Raw genomic sequence first — 17,485 nt, forward strand, 5'->3', positions numbered from 1 at the left:
TGTTGAGCTACTGACCGACCAGGCCCGGCCGCAGCGTCTTCGTGAACAGCACGGTGCCGTCCTGCTCCCGCATCCGCACCGTCAGATCGCCGCTGTCGCCGTCGATGTCGACCTCGCCGAAGAACTGGTAGCCACCGGCGGGCGAGACGTTCGAGGCGCTCGGCGCCTTCACCCACACCCGCTCCGGGCCGAAGGTGCCGTCGAGCGCACTGGCCGGGAAGGCGCCCGCGTTCAGCGGACCGGACACGAACTCCCAGAACGGCTCGAAGTCGTCGAACGCGGCCCGCGAGGGCTGGTAATGCTGCGCCGAGGTGTGGTGCACGTCGGCGGTCAGCCACACCGTGCCGGTGATCCGCCGGTGCTTGACGAACCGCAGCAGCTCCGCGATCTGCAGCTCCCGCCCCAGCGGCGCCCCCGGGTCGCCCTGGGCCACCGCCTCGACGTGCCGGCTGCCCTCGGTCGTGTCGGGCACGACGAGGCCGATCGGCATGTCCGCGGCGATCACCTTCCACACCGCCCGCGACCGCGACAGCTCCCGCTTGAGCCACTCCAGCTGCTCCCGGCCGAGGATGCCCTGCGGGTCCACGGTCTGGTCCCCGGGGGAGTTGGCGCCCCGGTAGGTCCGCATGTCCAGCACGAACACGTCGAGCAGCGGCCCCTGCCGCAGCACCCGGTACACCCGGCCCTCCCGGGCGCCCGGCCGCAGCGTGGACATCGGGAAGTACTCGCTGAAGGCCCGCCGCGCCCGGGCCGCCAGCACGTCGACGCTCTTCTCCGTGTACCGGGCGTCCGTCTCCGCGATCCGCTGGCCCGGGTACCAGTTGTTGCGCACCTCGTGGTCGTCCCACTGCACGACGGACGGCACCTGGGCATTGAACCGGCGCAGGTTCTCGTCGAGCAGGTTGTAGCGGAAGTTGCCGCGGAACTCGGCCAGGGTCTCGGCGACCTTGGCCTTCTCCTCGGTGGTGACGTTCCGCCAGACGCCGCCGTCCGGCAGGGCGGCCGTCGCGGAGAGGGGGCCGTCGGCATAGACGGTGTCGCCGCTGAACAGGAAGAAGTCGGGGTCCAGCCGCGCCATCGCGTCGAAGATGCGGTAGCCGCCGAAGTCGGGGTTGATGCCCCAGCCCTGTCCCGCCAGGTCGCCCGACCACAGGAACCGCACGCCGTCCCGGCGCCGGGCGGCGACGGTGCGGAAGGTGCCGGTGACCGGCTCACCGGTGCGGCGCGGGTCGTCGGGGTCGGCGAGCAGCACCCGGTAGTGGATCTGCTCCCCGGACGGCAGTCCGCGCAGCCGGGTCGTACCGGTGAAGTCGGTGCCCGCGCCGAGCAGCGGACCGTGCCATCTGCGCGGGCGGCGGAACGACTCGGTCGCCGACGTCTCGACGATCATCCGCGCCGGACGGTCGGAGCGCACCCACACCAGCCCCGAGTCACGGGTGACGTCGCCGGTCTGCACGCCCCACTCGGCCCGCGGGCGCCCCGAGAGGGCGAAGGCGGGTGCCGCGCCGAGCGCGGCGGGCAGGGTCAGGGCCGCCGAGGCCGCGAGCGAGCCGCGCAGCACGGCGCGGCGGCCGGGGAGCGGACGGTGTGACATGGATGCGCCTCCAGGGACGGGATCCGGCCAGTGTGCGCAGCCACATCTACTCGGGCGGCGCGGCCCGCACGCGAACCCCGGGTGAACAACTCGCACGGGAGGGGAGCGGGTGCCTACCGGGCGGCGGCCTCCGCCATCAGGCGCACCCCCTCGCGGATCCGCGCGGGCGCCGCGTGGGCGTAGCCCAGCACGAGCCGTACGCCCTCCTCCGGTGCCCCGTCGTGCGCGTACTCCGTGAGGGGGCGTACCGCCACACCGGCCTCCGCCACGCACGCGAGGAAACGCTCCTGTGGCCCGTAGCGCCCGGGCAGCGAGACGATGACGTGCAGCCCCGCCGCGATCCCGGACACCCCGGCGCCCGGGAAGTGCTCCCCGAGGGCGGCGACCAGGGCGTCGCGCCGCTCGCGGTAGGCGCGCTGGCAGCGGCGCAGCTGACGGTCGTAGTCGCCGCGCTCCAGGAACCGGGCGAACAGCGCCTGGTCCAGGGTGGGGTGGCCGAGATCCATGGTGCGCTTGCGCTCCACCACCTCCTCGGCCCACCCCTGCGGCACCAGCAGCCAGCCGAGCCGCAGCCCCGGGGCGAGGGACTTGCTGACCGAGCCGGTGTAGGCCACGTGCTCGGGGTCGAGCCCCTGGAGGGCGCCGACGGGGGCCCGGTCGTAGCGGAAGTCGCCGTCGTAGTCGTCCTCCAGGACGATTCCGTCCACGGACCGCGCCCAGTCGAGCAGTTCGGCCCGGCGCCGCGCGGAGTACGCGATGCCGGTGGGGAACTGGTGCGCCGGTGTCACGACGGCCGCCCGCACCCGCGAGGCCCGCAGCGGCTCCATCGACAGTCCCTCCCCGTCCACCGGTACGGGTACGGCGGTGACCCCGGCGGCGGCGTACAGGGACGCGTGCTGGGGGCTGCCGGGGTCCTCCACGGCGACGGCGCGCACCCCGCGCGCGTGGAGGGCGGATCCGAGCAGCGCCGTCGCCTGCGCCACTCCGGAGACCACCACGATCCGCTCGGGATCGGCCACCACGCCCCGGCGCCGCGCGAGCAGTCCGGCCAGTGCCGTGCGCAGCCGGGGCAGCCCCCGCGGATCGGGGTAGCCCAGCTCCTGGTGCGGGAGGTCCGCGAGCACACCGCGCTGCGCCGCTGCCCATGCCGCGCGGGGGAACAGCGACAGGTCGGGTGTGCCGGGGACGAAGTCCGCGCGGGCGCCGGGGGTGCGCGGGGCGAGGTCGCGGGCGCGCGGGCGGGCTGCCCGTACCGCCGCTCCCACCCACGTCCCGGAACCCCGGCCGGAGCGCAGGTACCCCTCCGCCGTCAGCTGCTCGTACGCCTCCGTGATCAGCCCCCGCGACACACCGAGGTCGGCGGCCAGGTCACGGCTCGACGGCAGCCGGGTCCCCGGCGGGAGCCGCCCCGACCGCACCGCCTCGCGCAGCGCGGCCTGCAGCGAACGGCCGCGCGCGCGTGCCGGCGCGGAGACGGCGGGCAGCAGCAACTCCCAGGCGGAGGAGGGGGCGGGCCCCTCGGGGCCGCTCTGCGGTGACGTCATGACAGGGCCACCCTAGGCGTTCCCGGACGCGGGGGCGCCGTCGCGCGGCCCGCCCTCAGCGGCTGCCGTCGAGGATGACGCGCGCGACCAGCGCCGGGTCGTCGTTCATCGGGACGTGGCCGCAGCCGGGCAGCCGGACCAGCCGGGCCCGGGGGATGATCTGCTTGGCGCGCACGCCCTGCCGGGGGATCAGCAGCCGGTCCCGGGCACCCCAGGCGACGGTCACCGGGATACCGGGCACGTCGTCGGTGAACCGTACGGCGGTGCCCGCGCGGAGGGTCTCGGCGAAACCGGTGGCCCCGGCGAGCGCGAGCGTCTCGGCGACCACGGCCTCGGGGGAACGACGCCCCGGACGGGCGTAGATGGTGCTGGTCAGCGCCGCCCGGCCGGCCGCGGAACGGGCGAGGCGCTCGACCAGCGGAAGCGGCATCCGCTCCGCGATCCGCCGCATGCCGGTCAGCACGGCGAAGGCGTACCGCCGCTCGGCCTGGGTCCAGAAGCCCGCCGGGGACAGGGCGGTGACGGACCGTACCAGCCGTTCCCTGCCGAGTTCCAGGGCCAGCAGGCCGCCGAGCGAGTTGCCCGCGACGTGCGGCCGGTCGAGCTCCAGCTCCTCGCACAGGGCGCCCAGGGCGGCGTTCATGGTCGGCAGGTCATGGGTGAGGCCGTCGGGCAGCGGCGGGGAGGCGCCGAAGCCGGGCAGGTCCACGGCGATCACCTCGCGCTCGGTCGCCAGGATGTCCACCACCGGGTCCCAGGCCTGGCGGTGATGGCCGATGCCGTGCAGCAGGAGCAGCGGCTCGCCGCGGCCCGCCCGCGCGTAGGACAGGGTCACGGTCTGCGGGCCGAGGGGAGAGGTGACCTTGAAGGAGACGGTCGCGGACATGAGGGTGCTCCTCGTCTGGGACTCGCGGGAACGGACGCCGCCCGGCGTCGTAGACAGCTTGTCAGCAATTGCTACCGACGGGTAGCCCCCCGGTCGGCGTGTCCCGCCGGCCGCCTGGACACGACCGCGCGGGTCGGTTGGGATGGTGCCGTGACCACCGACACCCCGACCGACGTCTTCGAGGAACACCGCCCCCTCCTCCTGGGGGTCGCCTACCGCATGCTGGGCCGGGTGGCCGACGCGGAGGACGTGGTGCAGGACGCGTGGCTGCGCTGGTCGGGCGGCGACCGGGACGGGGTGCGCGAACCGCGCGGCTACCTGGTGCGCGTCACCACCCGCCTCGCCGTCGACCGGCTGCGCCGGATCAGGGCGCGCGGCGAGACGTACGTCGGCCCGTGGCTGCCCGAGCCCTACGTCACGGACTTCGGCGCCACCGTCCCGGACGCCGCCGAGCGGGCCGTCCTCGCCGACTCCGTCTCCCTCGCCCTCCTCGTCGTCATGGAGTCCCTGTCCCCGCTGGAGCGCGCGGTGTTCGTGCTGCGGGAGGCGTTCGGCTATCCGTACGCCGACATCGCGGCCGTGCTCGACCGCGGCGAACCGGCCGTGCGCCAACTCGCGGGCCGGGCCCGCAGGCACGTCGGGGAGCGCCGCCCGCGCTACGAGGTCGACCCCGCCGAGCGCCGCGACCTCACCGAGCGCTTCCTGGCCGCGGCGGCCGGGGGCGACCTGGAGGGCCTGCTGGAACTGCTCGCCCCCGACGCCCGTCTGGTCGGCGACAGCGGCGGCAGGTCGCGTGCCCCGCTGCGGGTCCTGGAGAGCGCCGACCACGTGGGACGCTTCCTCCTCGGCGTCGCCCGCAAGAGCGTGCCGGACCTCTCCTTCCGCTTCCTGGAGCTCAACGGCGGCCCCGCAGTGCTCGTCCTGTCCGGTGACGCGCCCGACTCCGTCGTCCAGCTCGACGTCGCCGACGGGCGCGTCCGGACGGTGTACGTCATCCGCAATCCCGACAAGCTGCGTCCGCTCGCCGCGGTCCGGTAGGGGTCCCCGCACCGGTGTCCCCGCCGTGGCGGGGCCCGTCGTCCCGCCCCATTGGTCTTGACCAAGGGGGCGGGGCGTCCTATGGTCGCAGACAAGTGAAACAACCTTTAATAAACAAGGGCGCTAAAACGCGGCCGGACACGGCGATCGTGGAGGACAGGGTGGGGACCACGCAGCTGGAAACGGTGCCGGAACCGAAGTACTGGCATCTCAGGACCGTGCTCAGCGAGGCGCTTGACTCGGAGTTCTCCGTGGGCGAGATCCTGCCCAACGAGCGCGACCTCGCCGCCCGCTTCGGCGTCGCCCGCGCCACGCTCCGGCAGGCCCTGGAACAACTCGAACTCGAAGGCCGGCTGCAGCGCCGCCGCGGTGTGGGCACCACGGTCGCCCCGCCGCGCATGGGCGTGTCCGTCGGCACGGCACGGCACGCCTGGCCCGGCGGGCCGCACGACGCCTGGCAGACCCTCGACTGCGCGCTCGAGGTGCCGCCCGCGGCCGTCGCCGAGGCGCTGGTGACCGGCCGCGACGAGCCCGTGCACGTCGTGCGGCGCTCCCGCGTCTCCCACAACCAGCCCGTCGGCGCCGAACTCCTCCACGTCCCGGCGGACTCGGTACCGGACCTGTCCGGCATCGACACGCCGTCCGGCGCGGCACGCGCGCGCGCCGTGCTGCGGGAACTGCAGCGCCTGGAGCTGGAGCGGCAGGAGAACGCGGTGGAACTCGGCTCCGCCCGCGCGGACGACGCGCGCGAACTGGACCGGCTGCCCGGTGCCCCCGTCCTCGTCGTCACCACCCGCTTCATCGCCCGCGGCCGCACCGCCGCGCTCTCCGTGGCCACCTACCGCGCGGACACCTGCCGGCTGACCTTCGGCGACTCCGGCGGCGTCGAGATCCACCACGGCCCGGAAAGCCGCGCGTCCTGACCCCCCCGTAGCCGCGTGCCGCGCCGCCGTAGCCACCACGCAGTTGCGGGCAGTCGTGCCGCTGGGGCGGGGCCCCCGCCCCAGCGGCACGACTGCCCACGGGAGCGGGGACGCGGCGGGCCGGAACTTCCGGGGCGCCGGCCGCCGATACGGCGTGCCCGCTACCGGCGGGCCGTCACCGTGCCCTCCACCGCGAAGAGTTGTTCCTCCACGTGGTCGAGGGCGAGACGGACCGCGCCGGTGGCGACCGCCGCCTCGCCGAGGTGGGACAGGGCGACCTTCGGCGGGCGCAGGCAGTAGCGGGCCAGTTCGCGGCGCAGCGGCTCCAGGACGCCGTCCAGGCCGGCCGCCCAGCCGCCGATCACGACCAGTTCCGGGTCGAGGGCCAGCACCAGCGCCGCCACGTCGTGGACGAGCCGGCGAATGAACCGGTCCACGGCCGCGAGGGCCCGTGCGTCGCCCTCACGGGCCTGGGCGAAGACCCCGGCGACCGCCTGCTCGTCGAGCGGGTGCAGCGGCTCGTCCGTGGTGGACAGCAGGGCTTCGGGGGTCGCTTCCCGGCCCAGCAGGTGCAGGGCCCCGATCTCCCCGGCCGCCCCGCCGTACCCCCGGTGCAGCCGCCCGCCGATCAGCGAGCCGGCGCCCGGACTCAGACCGGCCAGCACGAACACCACGTCGTCGCTCTCCCGGGCGGCGCCCTTCCAGTGCTCGGCGACGACAGCCGCGTTGGCGTCGTTCTCCACCAGCACCGGGCACTTGAAGGACCGGCCCAGCCGCTCGCCGAGGCCCAGCCCCGTCCAGCCGGGCAGCGCCGTGCCCAGCCGCACCGTGCCGTCCGCCTCCACGATCCCCGGCGTGCCCACGCCCACGGCCCGCAGCGAGCCGCGCGGAACACCGGCCCGGCGCAGCAGCTCCGCGACGGCCGTGCGCAGCCGCTCCAGCCGCTCGTCGGCGTCGACGGTCCCGTCAACGTCCCGCGCCTGCGCGCCGATCACCCGGCCGTCCAGATCGGCCAGCAGCGCGGCCACCCGGTGCACCCCGATCTCCAGGCCGAGCAGATGCCCGGCCTCCGCCCGGAACCGGAACCGTCGCGCCGGCCGTCCCTGCCGCCGCGCGGCGCCCTCCCCGGCCGCCGTCTCCACCACGAGACCCGCTTCGATGAGCCCTTCCACGACGCCCTCGACGGTCGGCCGGGACAACCCCGTCACCCGGGTCACCTCGGTCAGCGTCGCGCAGTCCGTCGCCCGCAACGCGTGCAGCACCACCGCGGAGTTGATCCTCCGCAGCAGCGAGGGGTCCCCGCCGGTCAGCCGACCCACCGTCCGTCCTCCCAGCTCGTGCGCGTGTTGGGCGGATCGTACTCGGCGCGGCGGGCCCCGGCGACCTCCGGGCGAGGCCGCCCCGGGGACGCGGTTCAGCCCGGCGCCACGAAGCCCGACTCGTAGGCCGCGATCACCGCCTGGGTCCGGTCCCGCGCCCCCAGCTTCGCCAGCACGGCGCTCACATGGGACTTCACGGTCTCCGTCCCCACCACCAGCCGCGCCGCCATCTCCGCGTTCGTCAGGCCCCGCGCCATCAGCCGCAGCACCTCCCCCTCGCGCTCGGTCAGCCGCGCCCGCTCCAGCACGGCGCGCGCCGCGCGGTTTCCGCTGCCGTTCCCGTACTCGGCGGCCAACTGCCGCACCGACGCGGGGAACAGCAGCGACTCGCCCTCGGCGACCAGCCGCACCGCGTGCACGATCTCCGCGGGCCGCGCCCGTTTCAGGAGGAACCCGTCGGCGCCCGCGCGCAGCGCCCCGTACACGTACTCGTCGTTCTCGAACGTCGTCACGACGAGGATCTTCGGCGGCGCGTCGACCGACCGCAGCAGCGCGCGCGTGGCCTCGATCCCGTCCAGCAACGGCATGCGTACGTCCATGGCGACCACGTCCGGCCGCAGCCGCCGCACCAGCGGAACGACCGCCGCCCCGTCGGCCGCCTCCCCGACGACCTCGATGTCCGGCTGCGCCTCCAGCACGGCCCGCAGACCCGCGCGCACGAGGGGTTCGTCGTCGACGAGGAGAACGGTCACCGGCATCCGGCCAGCCTAGATCAGCGCAACGGCAGTTCCACCCGCACCTGCCAGTCGCCCCGGTCCGGGCCGGTGTGCGCGCGCCCGCCCAACAGCGCCGCGCGTTCGCGTATGCCGCGCAGACCGCTGCCCCGGCCGGGCCCGGGCACCGCCCCGGTGAGCGGGTTGCGGACCTCCAGGCCGAGCGAGCCGTCGTCGACCGCGACACGGACCCGCACGGGGACGGCACCCGCGTGCCGCAGCACATTGGTCAGGGCCTCCTGGAGGATGCGGTACCCCTCGCGGGACACCGGCCCGGGCACGGTGTCCAGGGGCCCGGTCAGGTCGGCGTCGACCCGCGCGCCGGAAGCCCGCGCGGACTCCAGCAGCCGGCCGGCGTCCGTGAGGGCCGGCCGGCCGGCCGCCGGCCGCCCGGACTCGCGCAGGACGCCGAGGACCCGCTCCAGGTCCTCCAGCGCGGCCCGGCCGGTCTCCTCGATGGCGTCCAGGGCCCGGTCGGTGAAGGCGGGATCGCCGGCCGCACGGGCGGCGCCCGCCTGCACGACGGCCACGGTCAGGGCGTGGCCGATGGAGTCGTGGAGCTCCCGGGCGATACGGGTGCGCTCCAGGAGCTGCTCGGTGCGTTCCTCCAGGGCGGCCAGCCGCTCGGCGGGGGAGGGGCCGAGCAGACGGTGGGCCAGCACCGTGATCAGACGGCCCGGGACGACCGCGGCCACCGCCAGGGCCACCAGCGCCAGGGGGAGCAGGAGGACGTGCCACCGGCTGTGGCCCTCGAGGAGGAGCGGCTCGCCGGAGGCCGTGTCCACGCCGAACGCGGCCGCCGCCAGGTCCACCGCGGCCATGAGCAGCTGCACGGTGCCCAGGGAGGTCGCGCAGCCGATCAGCAGCCGCGCCTGGAGCCACACGACGAGCCGGCCCCGGTCGCTCCAGGAGGCGGACGGCGCGACGACGACGCCGGTGCTCTCGCTGTCGTGCCGCTGACCGGTCAGCAGCAGCCTGGCCTGCAACCCCTCCACGGTGCGCATCGCGGGCACCAGCCCGACGGGCACGAGCACCAGGGCCGCCGCCGCCCAGGTCCACCACGCCTCCTCGACGAACAGCCACAGCGACGGCCACACGATCGCGATGAACAGATGCAGCAGCCGGGTGTACGTCACCGCCCGGCCGAACGGGCGCAGCAAGCGGACCATGCGGTCATCGTGCCAGCCGCCGCCGGCGACGGACCTCCCCCGCGCGGGGGAGACGATCCCCACCGGCGGGGGAGGCCCCGCCCCCGTACGAGCCGTCACGCTGCTGCCATGACCAGCATCGACGTCCAGGACCTCACCAAGGAGTACGGCCCCCGGCGAGCCGTCGACCACCTCACCTTCCGCGTCCTGCCCGGCCGCGTCACCGGATTCCTCGGCCCCAACGGCGCCGGCAAGTCCACCACCCTGCGCCTGGTGCTCGGCCTCGACCGCCCCACGTCCGGCTCCGCCACCGTCGGCGGCCGTGCCTACGCCACCCTCCGGGAACCCCTGCACCGGGTCGGCGCCCTGCTCGACGCGCAGGCCGCGCACGGCTCCCGCACCGGCCGCGACCATCTGCGCGTCCTGGCGGCGAGCCACCGGATCCCGGACCGCCGGGTCGACGAGGTGCTGGAGGAGACCGGCCTGGGCCCGGTGGCGCGCCGCCGGGCGCGGACCTACTCCCTGGGCATGCGCCAGCGGCTGGGCATCGCCGCCGCGCTGCTCGGGGACCCGGAGGTGATCATGCTGGACGAGCCCTCCAACGGCCTCGACCCGGAGGGCATCGTGTGGATCCGCACCCTGCTGCGCCGGCTCGCGGACGAGGGGCGGACCGTCCTGGTCTCCAGTCACCTGATGAACGAGACCGCCTCCTTCGCCGACCACCTCGTCGTCCTCGGGCGGGGCCGGCTGCTGGCCGACACCCCGACGCGGGAGTTCATCGACGCGCGCGTGCGCCCCGCCGTCCGCATCCGCACGTCCGACCCCACCGCCCTCAGGAGCGTCCTCGCCGGGCACGGCCACCCCGTCGTGGAACACCCCGACGGCCACTGGACCGTGCCGGAGGCGCGCGTGGACGACATCGGACGCCTCGCCTTCGCCGCCGGGGTGCCGATCCTCGAACTCACGGCGGACGAGGGCACGCTGGAGCAGGCCTACCTGGACCTGACCGCCGCCGAGACCGAGTTCGCCGCGCAGCCCCAGGAGGCCTGACCATGCAGTTCGCACCCGTTCTCCACGCCGAGTGGCTGAAGATCCGCACCGTCCGCGCGCTCCCCGGGGCCCTGCTCGCGCTGTTCGCCGCGACCACGGCGTTCTCCGCGATCGCCGTGGTGGACGGCGCGTCGGACCCGGAGTCCGACCCGCTGTTCACGGCCCTGTCCGGTGTCACACTGGGCCAGATCGCCGCCATCTCCTTCGGTGCCATGGCCGTGTCGGCGGAGTACCACAACGGCGCCCTGCGGCTCTCGCTGGCCGCGGTCCCGCGGCGCGGGCGCTGGTTCGCCGCGAAGGTCACGGCGATCGCCGTCCCCGTGCTGGCCGTGAGCCTGTTGACCGCCCCGGCCGCCCTCCTCGTGGCGCGGGCGGGGCTCGGTCCGGCGGCGAGCGGCCTCACCCCGGCCGAGCAGATCCGCGGTGTCGTGGGCTGCGGCCTCTACCTCACGCTGATGGCCCTGTTCGCCGCGGGCCTCGCGACCCTGCTGCGCAGCGGAGTGGCCACGCTGTCCGTGCTGATCCCCTTCATCCTCGTCGTGTCCTTCGTGATCGGCGACGCGGCCGGCACCGTCGCCGACTTCCTGCCCGACCGGGCCGGACAGGTGGTCCTGTACGAGACCCACGACGGAACCCTCGGCCCCTGGCCGGGACTCGCGGTGACCGCGCTGTGGACGGCCGCCGCTCTTCTGGCCGGGGCGTGGAGCCTGCGCCGCCGGGACGCCTGACCGGAAGTCGGCCGACGCCCCGGCGGCGGAGGGTTTACTGGGGCCATGAACATCGCCCGGCACCTCGCCCTCATCGACGAACTGTGCTTCCGCCCCTTCCCGGCGGAGCACGGCCCGTCGGACGTCGGCTTCGGGGGACCGGGCCACCACGTCGCCGTACTGGAGACCGGTGACGGACCGGGCGGCGATCCCGCGTCCCGGGCGGTCACGGCGGACCGGTTCGAGAAGGCCCGTGACGCGGTGTACGAGGTGCTGGCCTCCCGCTGGGGCGACGTCGGTCCCTGGGACCCGCGCACGGTCCTGCCGCGCACGGGGGGCGGGGAGACACCCGGGCCGTGGGCCTGGCTCGGTGCCCGCGTCGGCGCCGCCCGGCTGTGGGAGGTGCAGGGCACCGGCCGCTGGGTCGCCGTGGCGGTCGCCGACCGGGACCCGGGCGAACCGGTCCGGTTGCTGGCGGTGGTCACGGAAACCGCTCCGCCCTGACCACCGGCCGTCACCGCCCGGCCGCGGCCTCCCGCAGTCGTCCGAACTCCTCCGCCAGCGTCGCCGGCGTCCAGTGGGCGTTCAGCCCGCTGGGGTTGGGCAGCACCCACACGCGGGTGTCGCCGATGGTCCGCTCCTGCGGTCCGACCCGTGCCTTCCGGTCGTCGAACGCCGCGCGGTACGCGGTGACCCCCACCACGGCCAGCCACCGCGGCCGCAGCCGGGCCACCTTCAGGGTGAGCAGCCGCCCGCCCTCCCGGTACTCCTCGGCGCTCAGCTCGTCGGCCCGCGCGGTCGCCCGCGCCACGACATTGGTGATCCCGAGCCCGTACGACAGCAGCTCCCCCTGTTCGGACGGGTGCAGCAGCCGGGGCGTGAAACCGGAGCGGTGCAGCGCCGGCCAGAAGCGGTTGCCGGGGCGGGCGAAGTGGTGGCCGGTCGCGGCCGTCATCAGACCGGGGTTGATGCCGCAGAAGAGCACGCGCAGGCCGTCCGCGACCACATCCGGTACGAGGCGGTCGCGGGCGGCCTCCAGCTCCTCCTGGGTGAAGCGCGTCAGAGGATCGCCCCAGGGGTGTACCCGGCGGCCGCCGGGTGCTGCTTGACGATCTCGTCGATGCGGCCCACCACGGCGGCGACCTGGTCGCCCGCGGCACCGGTGAAGGACAGCTTGTCCGCCATCAGGGCCTCCAGCTCCTCGCGGCCGAGCGGCAGCCGCTCGTCGGCGGCGAGCTTGTCGAGGAGGTCGTTGCGCTCGGCGCCCCGCTCCCGCATGGCGAGGGCGGTGGCGACGGCGTTCTCCTTGATCGCCTCGTGCGCGACCTCGCGGCCGACGCCCGCGCGCACGGCGCCCATCAGCACCTTGGTGGTGGCGAGGAACGGCAGGTAGCGGTCCAGCTCCCGGGCCACGACCGCCGGGAAGGCGCCGAACTCGTCGAGCACCGTCAGGAACGTCTCCAGCAGACCGTCGAGCGCGAAGAACGCGTCCGGCAGCGCGACCCGGCGCACCACCGAGCAGGACACGTCGCCCTCGTTCCACTGGTCGCCGGCCAGTTCCCCGGTCATCGAGGCGTAGCCGCGCAGGATCACCATCAGGCCGTTGACGCGCTCGCAGGAGCGGGTGTTCATCTTGTGCGGCATCGCGGACGAGCCGACCTGGCCCGGCTTGAAGCCCTCGGTCACCAGCTCGTGCCCGGCCATCAGCCGGACCGTCTTCGCCAGTGACGACGGCGCGGCGGCCAGCTGCACCAGCGCGGTGACGACCTCGTAGTCGAGCGAGCGCGGGTAGACCTGGCCGACGCTCGTGAACGCCTGCGCGAAGCCCAGGTGCCCGGCGATCCGCCGCTCCAGCTCCGCGAGCCCGTCCGCGTCGCCGCCGAGCAGGTCCAGTATGTCCTGCGCGGTGCCGACCGGGCCCTTGACGCCCCGCAGCGGGTAGCGGCCCAGCAGCTCCTCCACCCGGCCGTACGCGACGAGCAGCTCGTCGGCGGCGGTGGCGAACCGCTTGCCGAGGGTGGTGGCCTGCGCGGCCACGTTGTGCGAGCGGCCGGCCATGACCAGCTCGCCGTACTCGCCGGCCAGCTTGCCCAGGCGGGCCAGCACGGCCACCGTGCGGTCGCGCATCAGCTCCAGGGAGAGCCGGATCTGCAGCTGCTCGACGTTCTCGGTGAGGTCGCGGGAGGTCATCCCCTTGTGCACGTGCTCGTGCCCGGCGAGGTCGTTGAACTCCTCGATCCGCGCCTTCACGTCGTGCCGGGTGACCTTCTCGCGTTCGGCGATCGAGGCCAGGTCGACGGTGTCGAGCACCCGCTCGTAGTCGGCGATCGCCGCGTCGGGCACCTCGATCCCGAGGTCCTTCTGGGCCCGCAGCACGGCGAGCCAGAGCTGCCGCTCCAGCCTCACCTTCTGCTCGGGCGACCAGAGCGTGGCGAGCTCGGCGGAGGCGTAGCGTCCGGCGAGGACGTTGGGGATGCGGGGTTTGGCGGGCGCAGCAGTCACGTACAGGGAGTCTACTGGCGATTCCTGCAGGCCGGCGCCACCGGGTGACCTGGAGGAAACCACAAGGAGGCGCTACAGGCCCTCGTACGGCAGCAGCTCGGGCCGCTTCGGCGGCAGACCGTCGCCGGAGGAACGGCCGGTGAGCCGGCGGCCGATCCACGGCAGCAGGTGCTGCCGGGCGAACCGCGCGTCCGCGACCCGTCGTGCCACCCAGTGCGGCGGGAGCGACGCCTCCGGCGGCAGGTGCCACTCGGGGTCCTCCGGCGGGTGACCGAGCGTCTGCCACACCGCCTCGGCGACCCTGCGGTGCCCGTCCGCGGTCAGATGCAGCCGGTCCACGTCCCACAGCCGGGGGTCGGCGAGCGACGGCGCCCCGTACAGGTCGACGACCAGCGCGCCGTGCCGTCCGGCGAGCTCGTCGACGCACTCGAACAGCGCCTCCATGCGCGGGCGGAAACGCTCCAGGACCGGCCCCTGGCGGCCGGGGCTGCGCATCAGCACCAGCTGCTTGCAGTGCGGCGCCAGCCGCTCCACGGCCTCCGTCAGCAGATCCCGCACCCGCGCCATGTCGCACTTGGGCCGCAGGGTGTCGTTGAGCCCGCCGACCAGGGTGATCACATCCGCCCCCATGGCGGCGGCGACCTCGACCTGCTCGTCGACGATCTGCTGGATCAGTTTGCCGCGCACCGCGAGGTTGGCGTACCGGAAACCGGGGGCGGCGGCCGCCATCCGCGCGGCGAGGAGATCGGCCCAGCCCCGGTAGGTGCCGTCGGGAAGGAGGTCCGACATGCCCTCGGTGAAGGAGTCGCCGAGGGCTACGAGACTGCTGTAGGTGGGATTCGTCTGCATGGCGCCACAGATGGTATCCCGTGGCACATACCCGCCGGTCGGTCGCCCGCCCGGTCGCTCAGGCCCGCTGCCCGAACAGCTCCTGCAGCACGTCCTCCATGGTCACCAGCCCGGCCAGCCGCCCGTCGGTCCCGAGGACGGCCGCCAGATGCGTACGGCTGCCCCGCATGGCGGTGAGGACGTCGTCCATCGGCGTGCTCTCCCGCACGCGCGCGATGGACCGCATGTCCCCCAGCCGGAACGGAAGGTCCCGCGGTGAGGCGTCGAGGGCGTCCTTCACGTGCAGGTAGCCGACGATCCGCCGCTGCTCGTCCACGACCGGGAAGCGGGAGAACCCGAACTCCGCCGACAGCCGCTCCAGCCCCTCCGGGGTGACCCCCACGCTCGCGTAGACGACGCGTTCCAGCGGCATCACCACGTCCCGCACGGGCCGCCGGCCCAGCTCCAGCGCGTCGTGCAGCCGTTCGCGCGCGCGGTCGTCGATGAGGCCCGCCTCGCCGGAGTCCTTCACGATCTGGGCCAGCTCGGCGTCCGAGAAGGAGGCGACGACCTCGTTTCGCGCCTCGACCCGCATCAGCTTCAGCAGCGCGTTGGCGAACGCGTTGACCGTGAAGATCACCGGGCGCAGCGCGCGGGACAGGGCCACCAGCGGCGGACCCAGCACCAGGGCGCTGCGCACCGGCTCGGCGAGCGCGATGTTCTTCGGCACCATCTCGCCGAGCAGCATGTGCAGGTACGTCGCGAGCGCCAGCGCGATCACGAACGACACCGCGTGCCCCGCGCCCTCCGGCACGCCCACCGCGTGGAACACCGGTTCCAGCAGGTGCGCGATGGCCGGCTCGGCGACGACGCCGAGGACCAGGGTGCACAGCGTGATGCCGAGCTGCGCGGCCGCCATCAGCGCGGACACGTGCTCCAGACCCCACAGCACGCTCCTCGCGCGCCGGTCGCCCTCGTCCGCGTGCGGCTCGATCTGGCTGCGGCGGACCGAGATCAGCGCGAACTCGGCGCCGACGAAGAAGGCGTTGACGACCAGCGTCGCCAGACCGATCAGCAGCTGTACGGCGGTCATCGCCGCGTCCTCCTGTCATCCGCGGTGCCGGCCGTCCGCCGTTCCGCCGTGTGCCGGTCGTCGAGGGGCGCGTGCAGCAGGACGCGTGCCGCGCGGCGGCCGGTGGCGTCCACCACCTCCAGGCGCCAGCCGGCGACCTCGAAGGTGTCGCCGACGGCCGGGATCCGGCCCAGCTCGGCCGCCACGAGTCCGGCGAGGGTCTCGTACGGCCCCTCCGGCGCGCGCAGGCCGACCCGGGCGAGCTGGTCCACGCGCGCGGAGCCGTCGGCCGAGAACAGGAGGCGCCCGTCCTCGTCGGTGCCGGCCCGGGCCAGATCGGGGGTCTCGTGCGGGTCGTGCTCGTCGCGGACCTCGCCGACGACCTCCTCGACGATGTCCTCCAGCGTGGCCACGCCCGCCGTGCCGCCGTACTCGTCGATCACCACGGCCATGGTGCGCCGCCCGGAGAGCCGGTCGAGGAGCCGGTCGACGGTGAGCGATCCGGGGACCAGCAGCGGTTCGCGCATCAGCTCCGACACGGGCACCTGGGCGCGGCGCTCCGCGGGCAGCGCCAGGACGTCCTTGACGTGCGCGGTGCCGACGACCGCGTCGAGGGTGCCGCGGTAGACGGGGAACCGGGACAGCCCGGTCGCCCGGGTCACGTTGGCCACGTCCTCACAGGTGGCGTGCACCTCCAGCGCGACGACCTGGACGCGCGGTGTCATCACGTTCTCGGCGGTGAGGTCGGCGAGGTTCAGCGTGCGGACGAACAGTTCGGCGGTGTCCGGTTCCAGGGCGCCCTCCCGGGCCGAGTGCCGGGCGAGCGCCGCGAGCTCCTGGGGCCCGCGCGCGGACTCCAGTTCCTCGGCGGGCTCCACGCCGATGCGGCGCACTATGCGGTTGGCCGTGTTGTTCAGGTGCGTGATGAACGGGCGGAAGGCGGCGCTGAACCAGCGCTGCGCGTTGCCCACCCGTCTGGCGACGGCCAGCGGCGAGGAGATCGCCCAGTTCTTGGGCACCAGCTCGCCGACCACCATCAGGAACACCGTCGACAGGGCCGTGCCGATCACCAGGGCGAGGGAGCGCGCCACCGAACCGGAGACGCCGGCGTCCTCCAGCGGGCCCGCGATCAGCGCGGCGATCGACGGCTCGGCCAGCATGCCGACCACCAGGTTGGTGACCGTGATGCCGAGCTGCGCGCCGGAGAGCTGGAAGGTCAGGTTCCGCACGGCCTTGAGGGCGCCCGCGGCCCCCCGCTCGCCGCGTTCGACGGCCCGCTCCAGCTCGGCCCGCTCGACCGTGGTGAGGGAGAACTCGGCCGCGACGAAGGCGCCGCAGGCGAGCGACAGCAGGATCGCCACCAGGAGGAGGAGCACTTCGGTCATCGGGTCACCTCCGTCCCATGGTCGGACAGGACGGGAACGAATGCGCGATGTCGCGGACCGGAGGGCTCGCCCATGGGGGGACGCACACAACCTTTCACGGAGGACCGAGTGGCCGTCCAGGGGTGAAGGAACGGCAAAAGGGCGCCGTCGGGCCGTGGATCACCCGGTGAGGGGCTTCACCCAGCGCCGCCGGCGTTCCTCCCGCGCATACCCCGCGGCGCCCCATGCATGGTGGGCCGTCTCGTTCTCCTGGAGCACCATCGCGTCCGCGCGGCGCCCGCCGAGCCGTGCGAACCGCTCCTCCGCGGCGGTCAGCAGCGCGGAGCCGATGCCCCGGCGGCGGCGGTCCGGATGCACCGCCAGCCGGTAGAGATGGCACCGCCAGCCGTCGAAGCCCGCGATCACCGTGCCGACCAGCTCACCGCCGCTCTCCGCGAGGATCAGCGCCCCGGGATCGCGGGCGACCAGCCGCTCCACGCCGTCCCGGTCGTCACTGATGCTCGTGCCCTCGGCGGCCGTCTTCCAGAAGGCCAGCACGGTGTCGAGATCCTCGGGCCCGGCGGCCCGTATGCGCAGCTCGGTCATGCGGCGATCCCAGCACGCGCGAGTGCGCACGACAGGGAATTCCAGGATCCGGACGCCCGACCGCGCCGGTCGCCCCGCCCCGTCCGTACGTGACGCCCACGGAGCGGGGCCGCCCGGTACTTGCCGCTGCT

17 protein-coding genes are annotated in these 17,485 nt (G+C 74.6%); 5 read left to right on the plus strand and 12 right to left on the minus strand.

Going from position 1 to position 17,485, the window contains the following annotated elements; all coding sequences use genetic code 11:
- Positions 1 to 7: 7 nt before the first annotated feature.
- The 3 genes from ACFY3N_RS29655 to ACFY3N_RS29665 all read right to left on the minus strand — a co-directional run bounded on the left by ACFY3N_RS29655 (position 8) and on the right by ACFY3N_RS29665 (position 4,024).
- The gene (locus tag ACFY3N_RS29655; RefSeq protein ID WP_390819852.1) at positions 8 to 1,594 is read right to left on the minus strand and encodes an alkaline phosphatase D family protein; all 1,587 of its coding nucleotides are present in this window, start codon (positions 1,592 to 1,594) and stop codon (positions 8 to 10) included.
- Positions 1,595 to 1,707: 113 nt separating this feature from the next.
- On the minus strand, positions 1,708 to 3,138 hold the full coding sequence (locus ACFY3N_RS29660; RefSeq protein ID WP_390819853.1) for a PLP-dependent aminotransferase family protein: 1,431 nt from the start codon (positions 3,136 to 3,138) through the stop codon (positions 1,708 to 1,710).
- Positions 3,139 to 3,193: 55 nt separating this feature from the next.
- Positions 3,194 to 4,024, minus strand: coding sequence for an alpha/beta fold hydrolase (locus ACFY3N_RS29665; protein WP_390819854.1), 831 nt, complete (start codon positions 4,022 to 4,024; stop codon positions 3,194 to 3,196).
- A gap of 150 nt (positions 4,025 to 4,174) precedes the next feature.
- On the opposite strand from ACFY3N_RS29665, the gene ACFY3N_RS29670 reads away from it, so the two are divergent.
- Together ACFY3N_RS29670 and ACFY3N_RS29675 are read left to right on the plus strand one after the other, a co-directional pair.
- Positions 4,175 to 5,062: an RNA polymerase sigma-70 factor gene (locus ACFY3N_RS29670; protein WP_390819855.1), complete on the plus strand. Its 888-nt coding sequence runs from the start codon at positions 4,175 to 4,177 to the stop codon at positions 5,060 to 5,062.
- A gap of 161 nt (positions 5,063 to 5,223) precedes the next feature.
- On the plus strand, positions 5,224 to 5,985 hold the full coding sequence (locus ACFY3N_RS29675; RefSeq protein WP_390819856.1) for a GntR family transcriptional regulator: 762 nt from the start codon (positions 5,224 to 5,226) through the stop codon (positions 5,983 to 5,985).
- Between the two features lie 161 nt (positions 5,986 to 6,146).
- On the opposite strand, the gene ACFY3N_RS29680 is transcribed toward ACFY3N_RS29675, so the two are convergent.
- The 3 genes from ACFY3N_RS29680 to ACFY3N_RS29690 all read right to left on the minus strand — a co-directional run bounded on the left by ACFY3N_RS29680 (position 6,147) and on the right by ACFY3N_RS29690 (position 9,246).
- Positions 6,147 to 7,304 (minus strand): ROK family transcriptional regulator, encoded by a 1,158-nt coding sequence (locus tag ACFY3N_RS29680; RefSeq protein WP_390819857.1) that lies wholly within the window; start codon positions 7,302 to 7,304, stop codon positions 6,147 to 6,149.
- Between the two features lie 95 nt (positions 7,305 to 7,399).
- Positions 7,400 to 8,062: a response regulator gene (locus tag ACFY3N_RS29685; RefSeq protein ID WP_390819858.1), complete on the minus strand. Its 663-nt coding sequence runs from the start codon at positions 8,060 to 8,062 to the stop codon at positions 7,400 to 7,402.
- A gap of 14 nt (positions 8,063 to 8,076) precedes the next feature.
- Complete coding sequence (locus tag ACFY3N_RS29690) at positions 8,077 to 9,246, minus strand: sensor histidine kinase (protein ID WP_390819859.1); 1,170 nt, start codon at positions 9,244 to 9,246, stop codon at positions 8,077 to 8,079.
- 108 nt (positions 9,247 to 9,354) lie between these two features.
- Between ACFY3N_RS29690 and ACFY3N_RS29695 the strand changes: the two genes are divergently transcribed.
- Genes ACFY3N_RS29695 through ACFY3N_RS29705 form a run of 3 tightly spaced genes read left to right on the plus strand, consistent with a single transcriptional unit; the run spans position 9,355 to position 11,486 of the window.
- Positions 9,355 to 10,275, plus strand: coding sequence for an ABC transporter ATP-binding protein (locus ACFY3N_RS29695; protein ID WP_390819860.1), 921 nt, complete (start codon positions 9,355 to 9,357; stop codon positions 10,273 to 10,275).
- Between the two features lie 2 nt (positions 10,276 to 10,277).
- Positions 10,278 to 11,003, plus strand: a complete 726-nt coding sequence (locus tag ACFY3N_RS29700; RefSeq protein WP_390819861.1) for an ABC transporter permease — start codon at positions 10,278 to 10,280, stop codon at positions 11,001 to 11,003.
- A gap of 45 nt (positions 11,004 to 11,048) precedes the next feature.
- A complete protein-coding gene (locus tag ACFY3N_RS29705) occupies positions 11,049 to 11,486 on the plus strand; it encodes a hypothetical protein (protein ID WP_390819862.1) in 438 nt (145 codons plus the stop codon).
- Positions 11,487 to 11,496: 10 nt separating this feature from the next.
- Here the strand turns inward: ACFY3N_RS29705 and mug are convergent, their stop codons facing one another.
- The 6 genes from mug to ACFY3N_RS29735 form a co-directional block, all read right to left on the minus strand.
- Positions 11,497 to 12,045 (minus strand): G/U mismatch-specific DNA glycosylase, encoded by a 549-nt coding sequence (gene mug / locus ACFY3N_RS29710; RefSeq protein ID WP_390819927.1) that lies wholly within the window; start codon positions 12,043 to 12,045, stop codon positions 11,497 to 11,499.
- Complete coding sequence (purB, locus tag ACFY3N_RS29715; RefSeq protein ID WP_390819863.1) at positions 12,042 to 13,484, minus strand: adenylosuccinate lyase; 1,443 nt, start codon at positions 13,482 to 13,484, stop codon at positions 12,042 to 12,044. Before purB ends, mug begins: the two co-directional genes overlap by 4 nt.
- 72 nt (positions 13,485 to 13,556) lie before the next feature.
- The gene (locus ACFY3N_RS29720; protein WP_390819864.1) at positions 13,557 to 14,333 is read right to left on the minus strand and encodes an SGNH/GDSL hydrolase family protein; all 777 of its coding nucleotides are present in this window, start codon (positions 14,331 to 14,333) and stop codon (positions 13,557 to 13,559) included.
- Between the two features lie 58 nt (positions 14,334 to 14,391).
- Positions 14,392 to 15,405: a hemolysin family protein gene (locus ACFY3N_RS29725; protein WP_390819865.1), complete on the minus strand. Its 1,014-nt coding sequence runs from the start codon at positions 15,403 to 15,405 to the stop codon at positions 14,392 to 14,394.
- Positions 15,402 to 16,769, minus strand: a complete 1,368-nt coding sequence (locus ACFY3N_RS29730) for a hemolysin family protein (protein ID WP_390819866.1) — start codon at positions 16,767 to 16,769, stop codon at positions 15,402 to 15,404. The genes ACFY3N_RS29725 and ACFY3N_RS29730 overlap by 4 nt, the downstream gene beginning before the upstream one ends.
- A gap of 159 nt (positions 16,770 to 16,928) precedes the next feature.
- Complete coding sequence (locus ACFY3N_RS29735; RefSeq protein WP_390819867.1) at positions 16,929 to 17,354, minus strand: GNAT family N-acetyltransferase; 426 nt, start codon at positions 17,352 to 17,354, stop codon at positions 16,929 to 16,931.
- Between the last annotated feature and the right edge of the window lie 131 nt (positions 17,355 to 17,485).

The sequence above is a fragment of the Streptomyces sp. NPDC000348 genome (genome assembly GCF_042898795.1).
Lineage (GTDB): Bacteria > Actinomycetota > Actinomycetes > Streptomycetales > Streptomycetaceae > Streptomyces.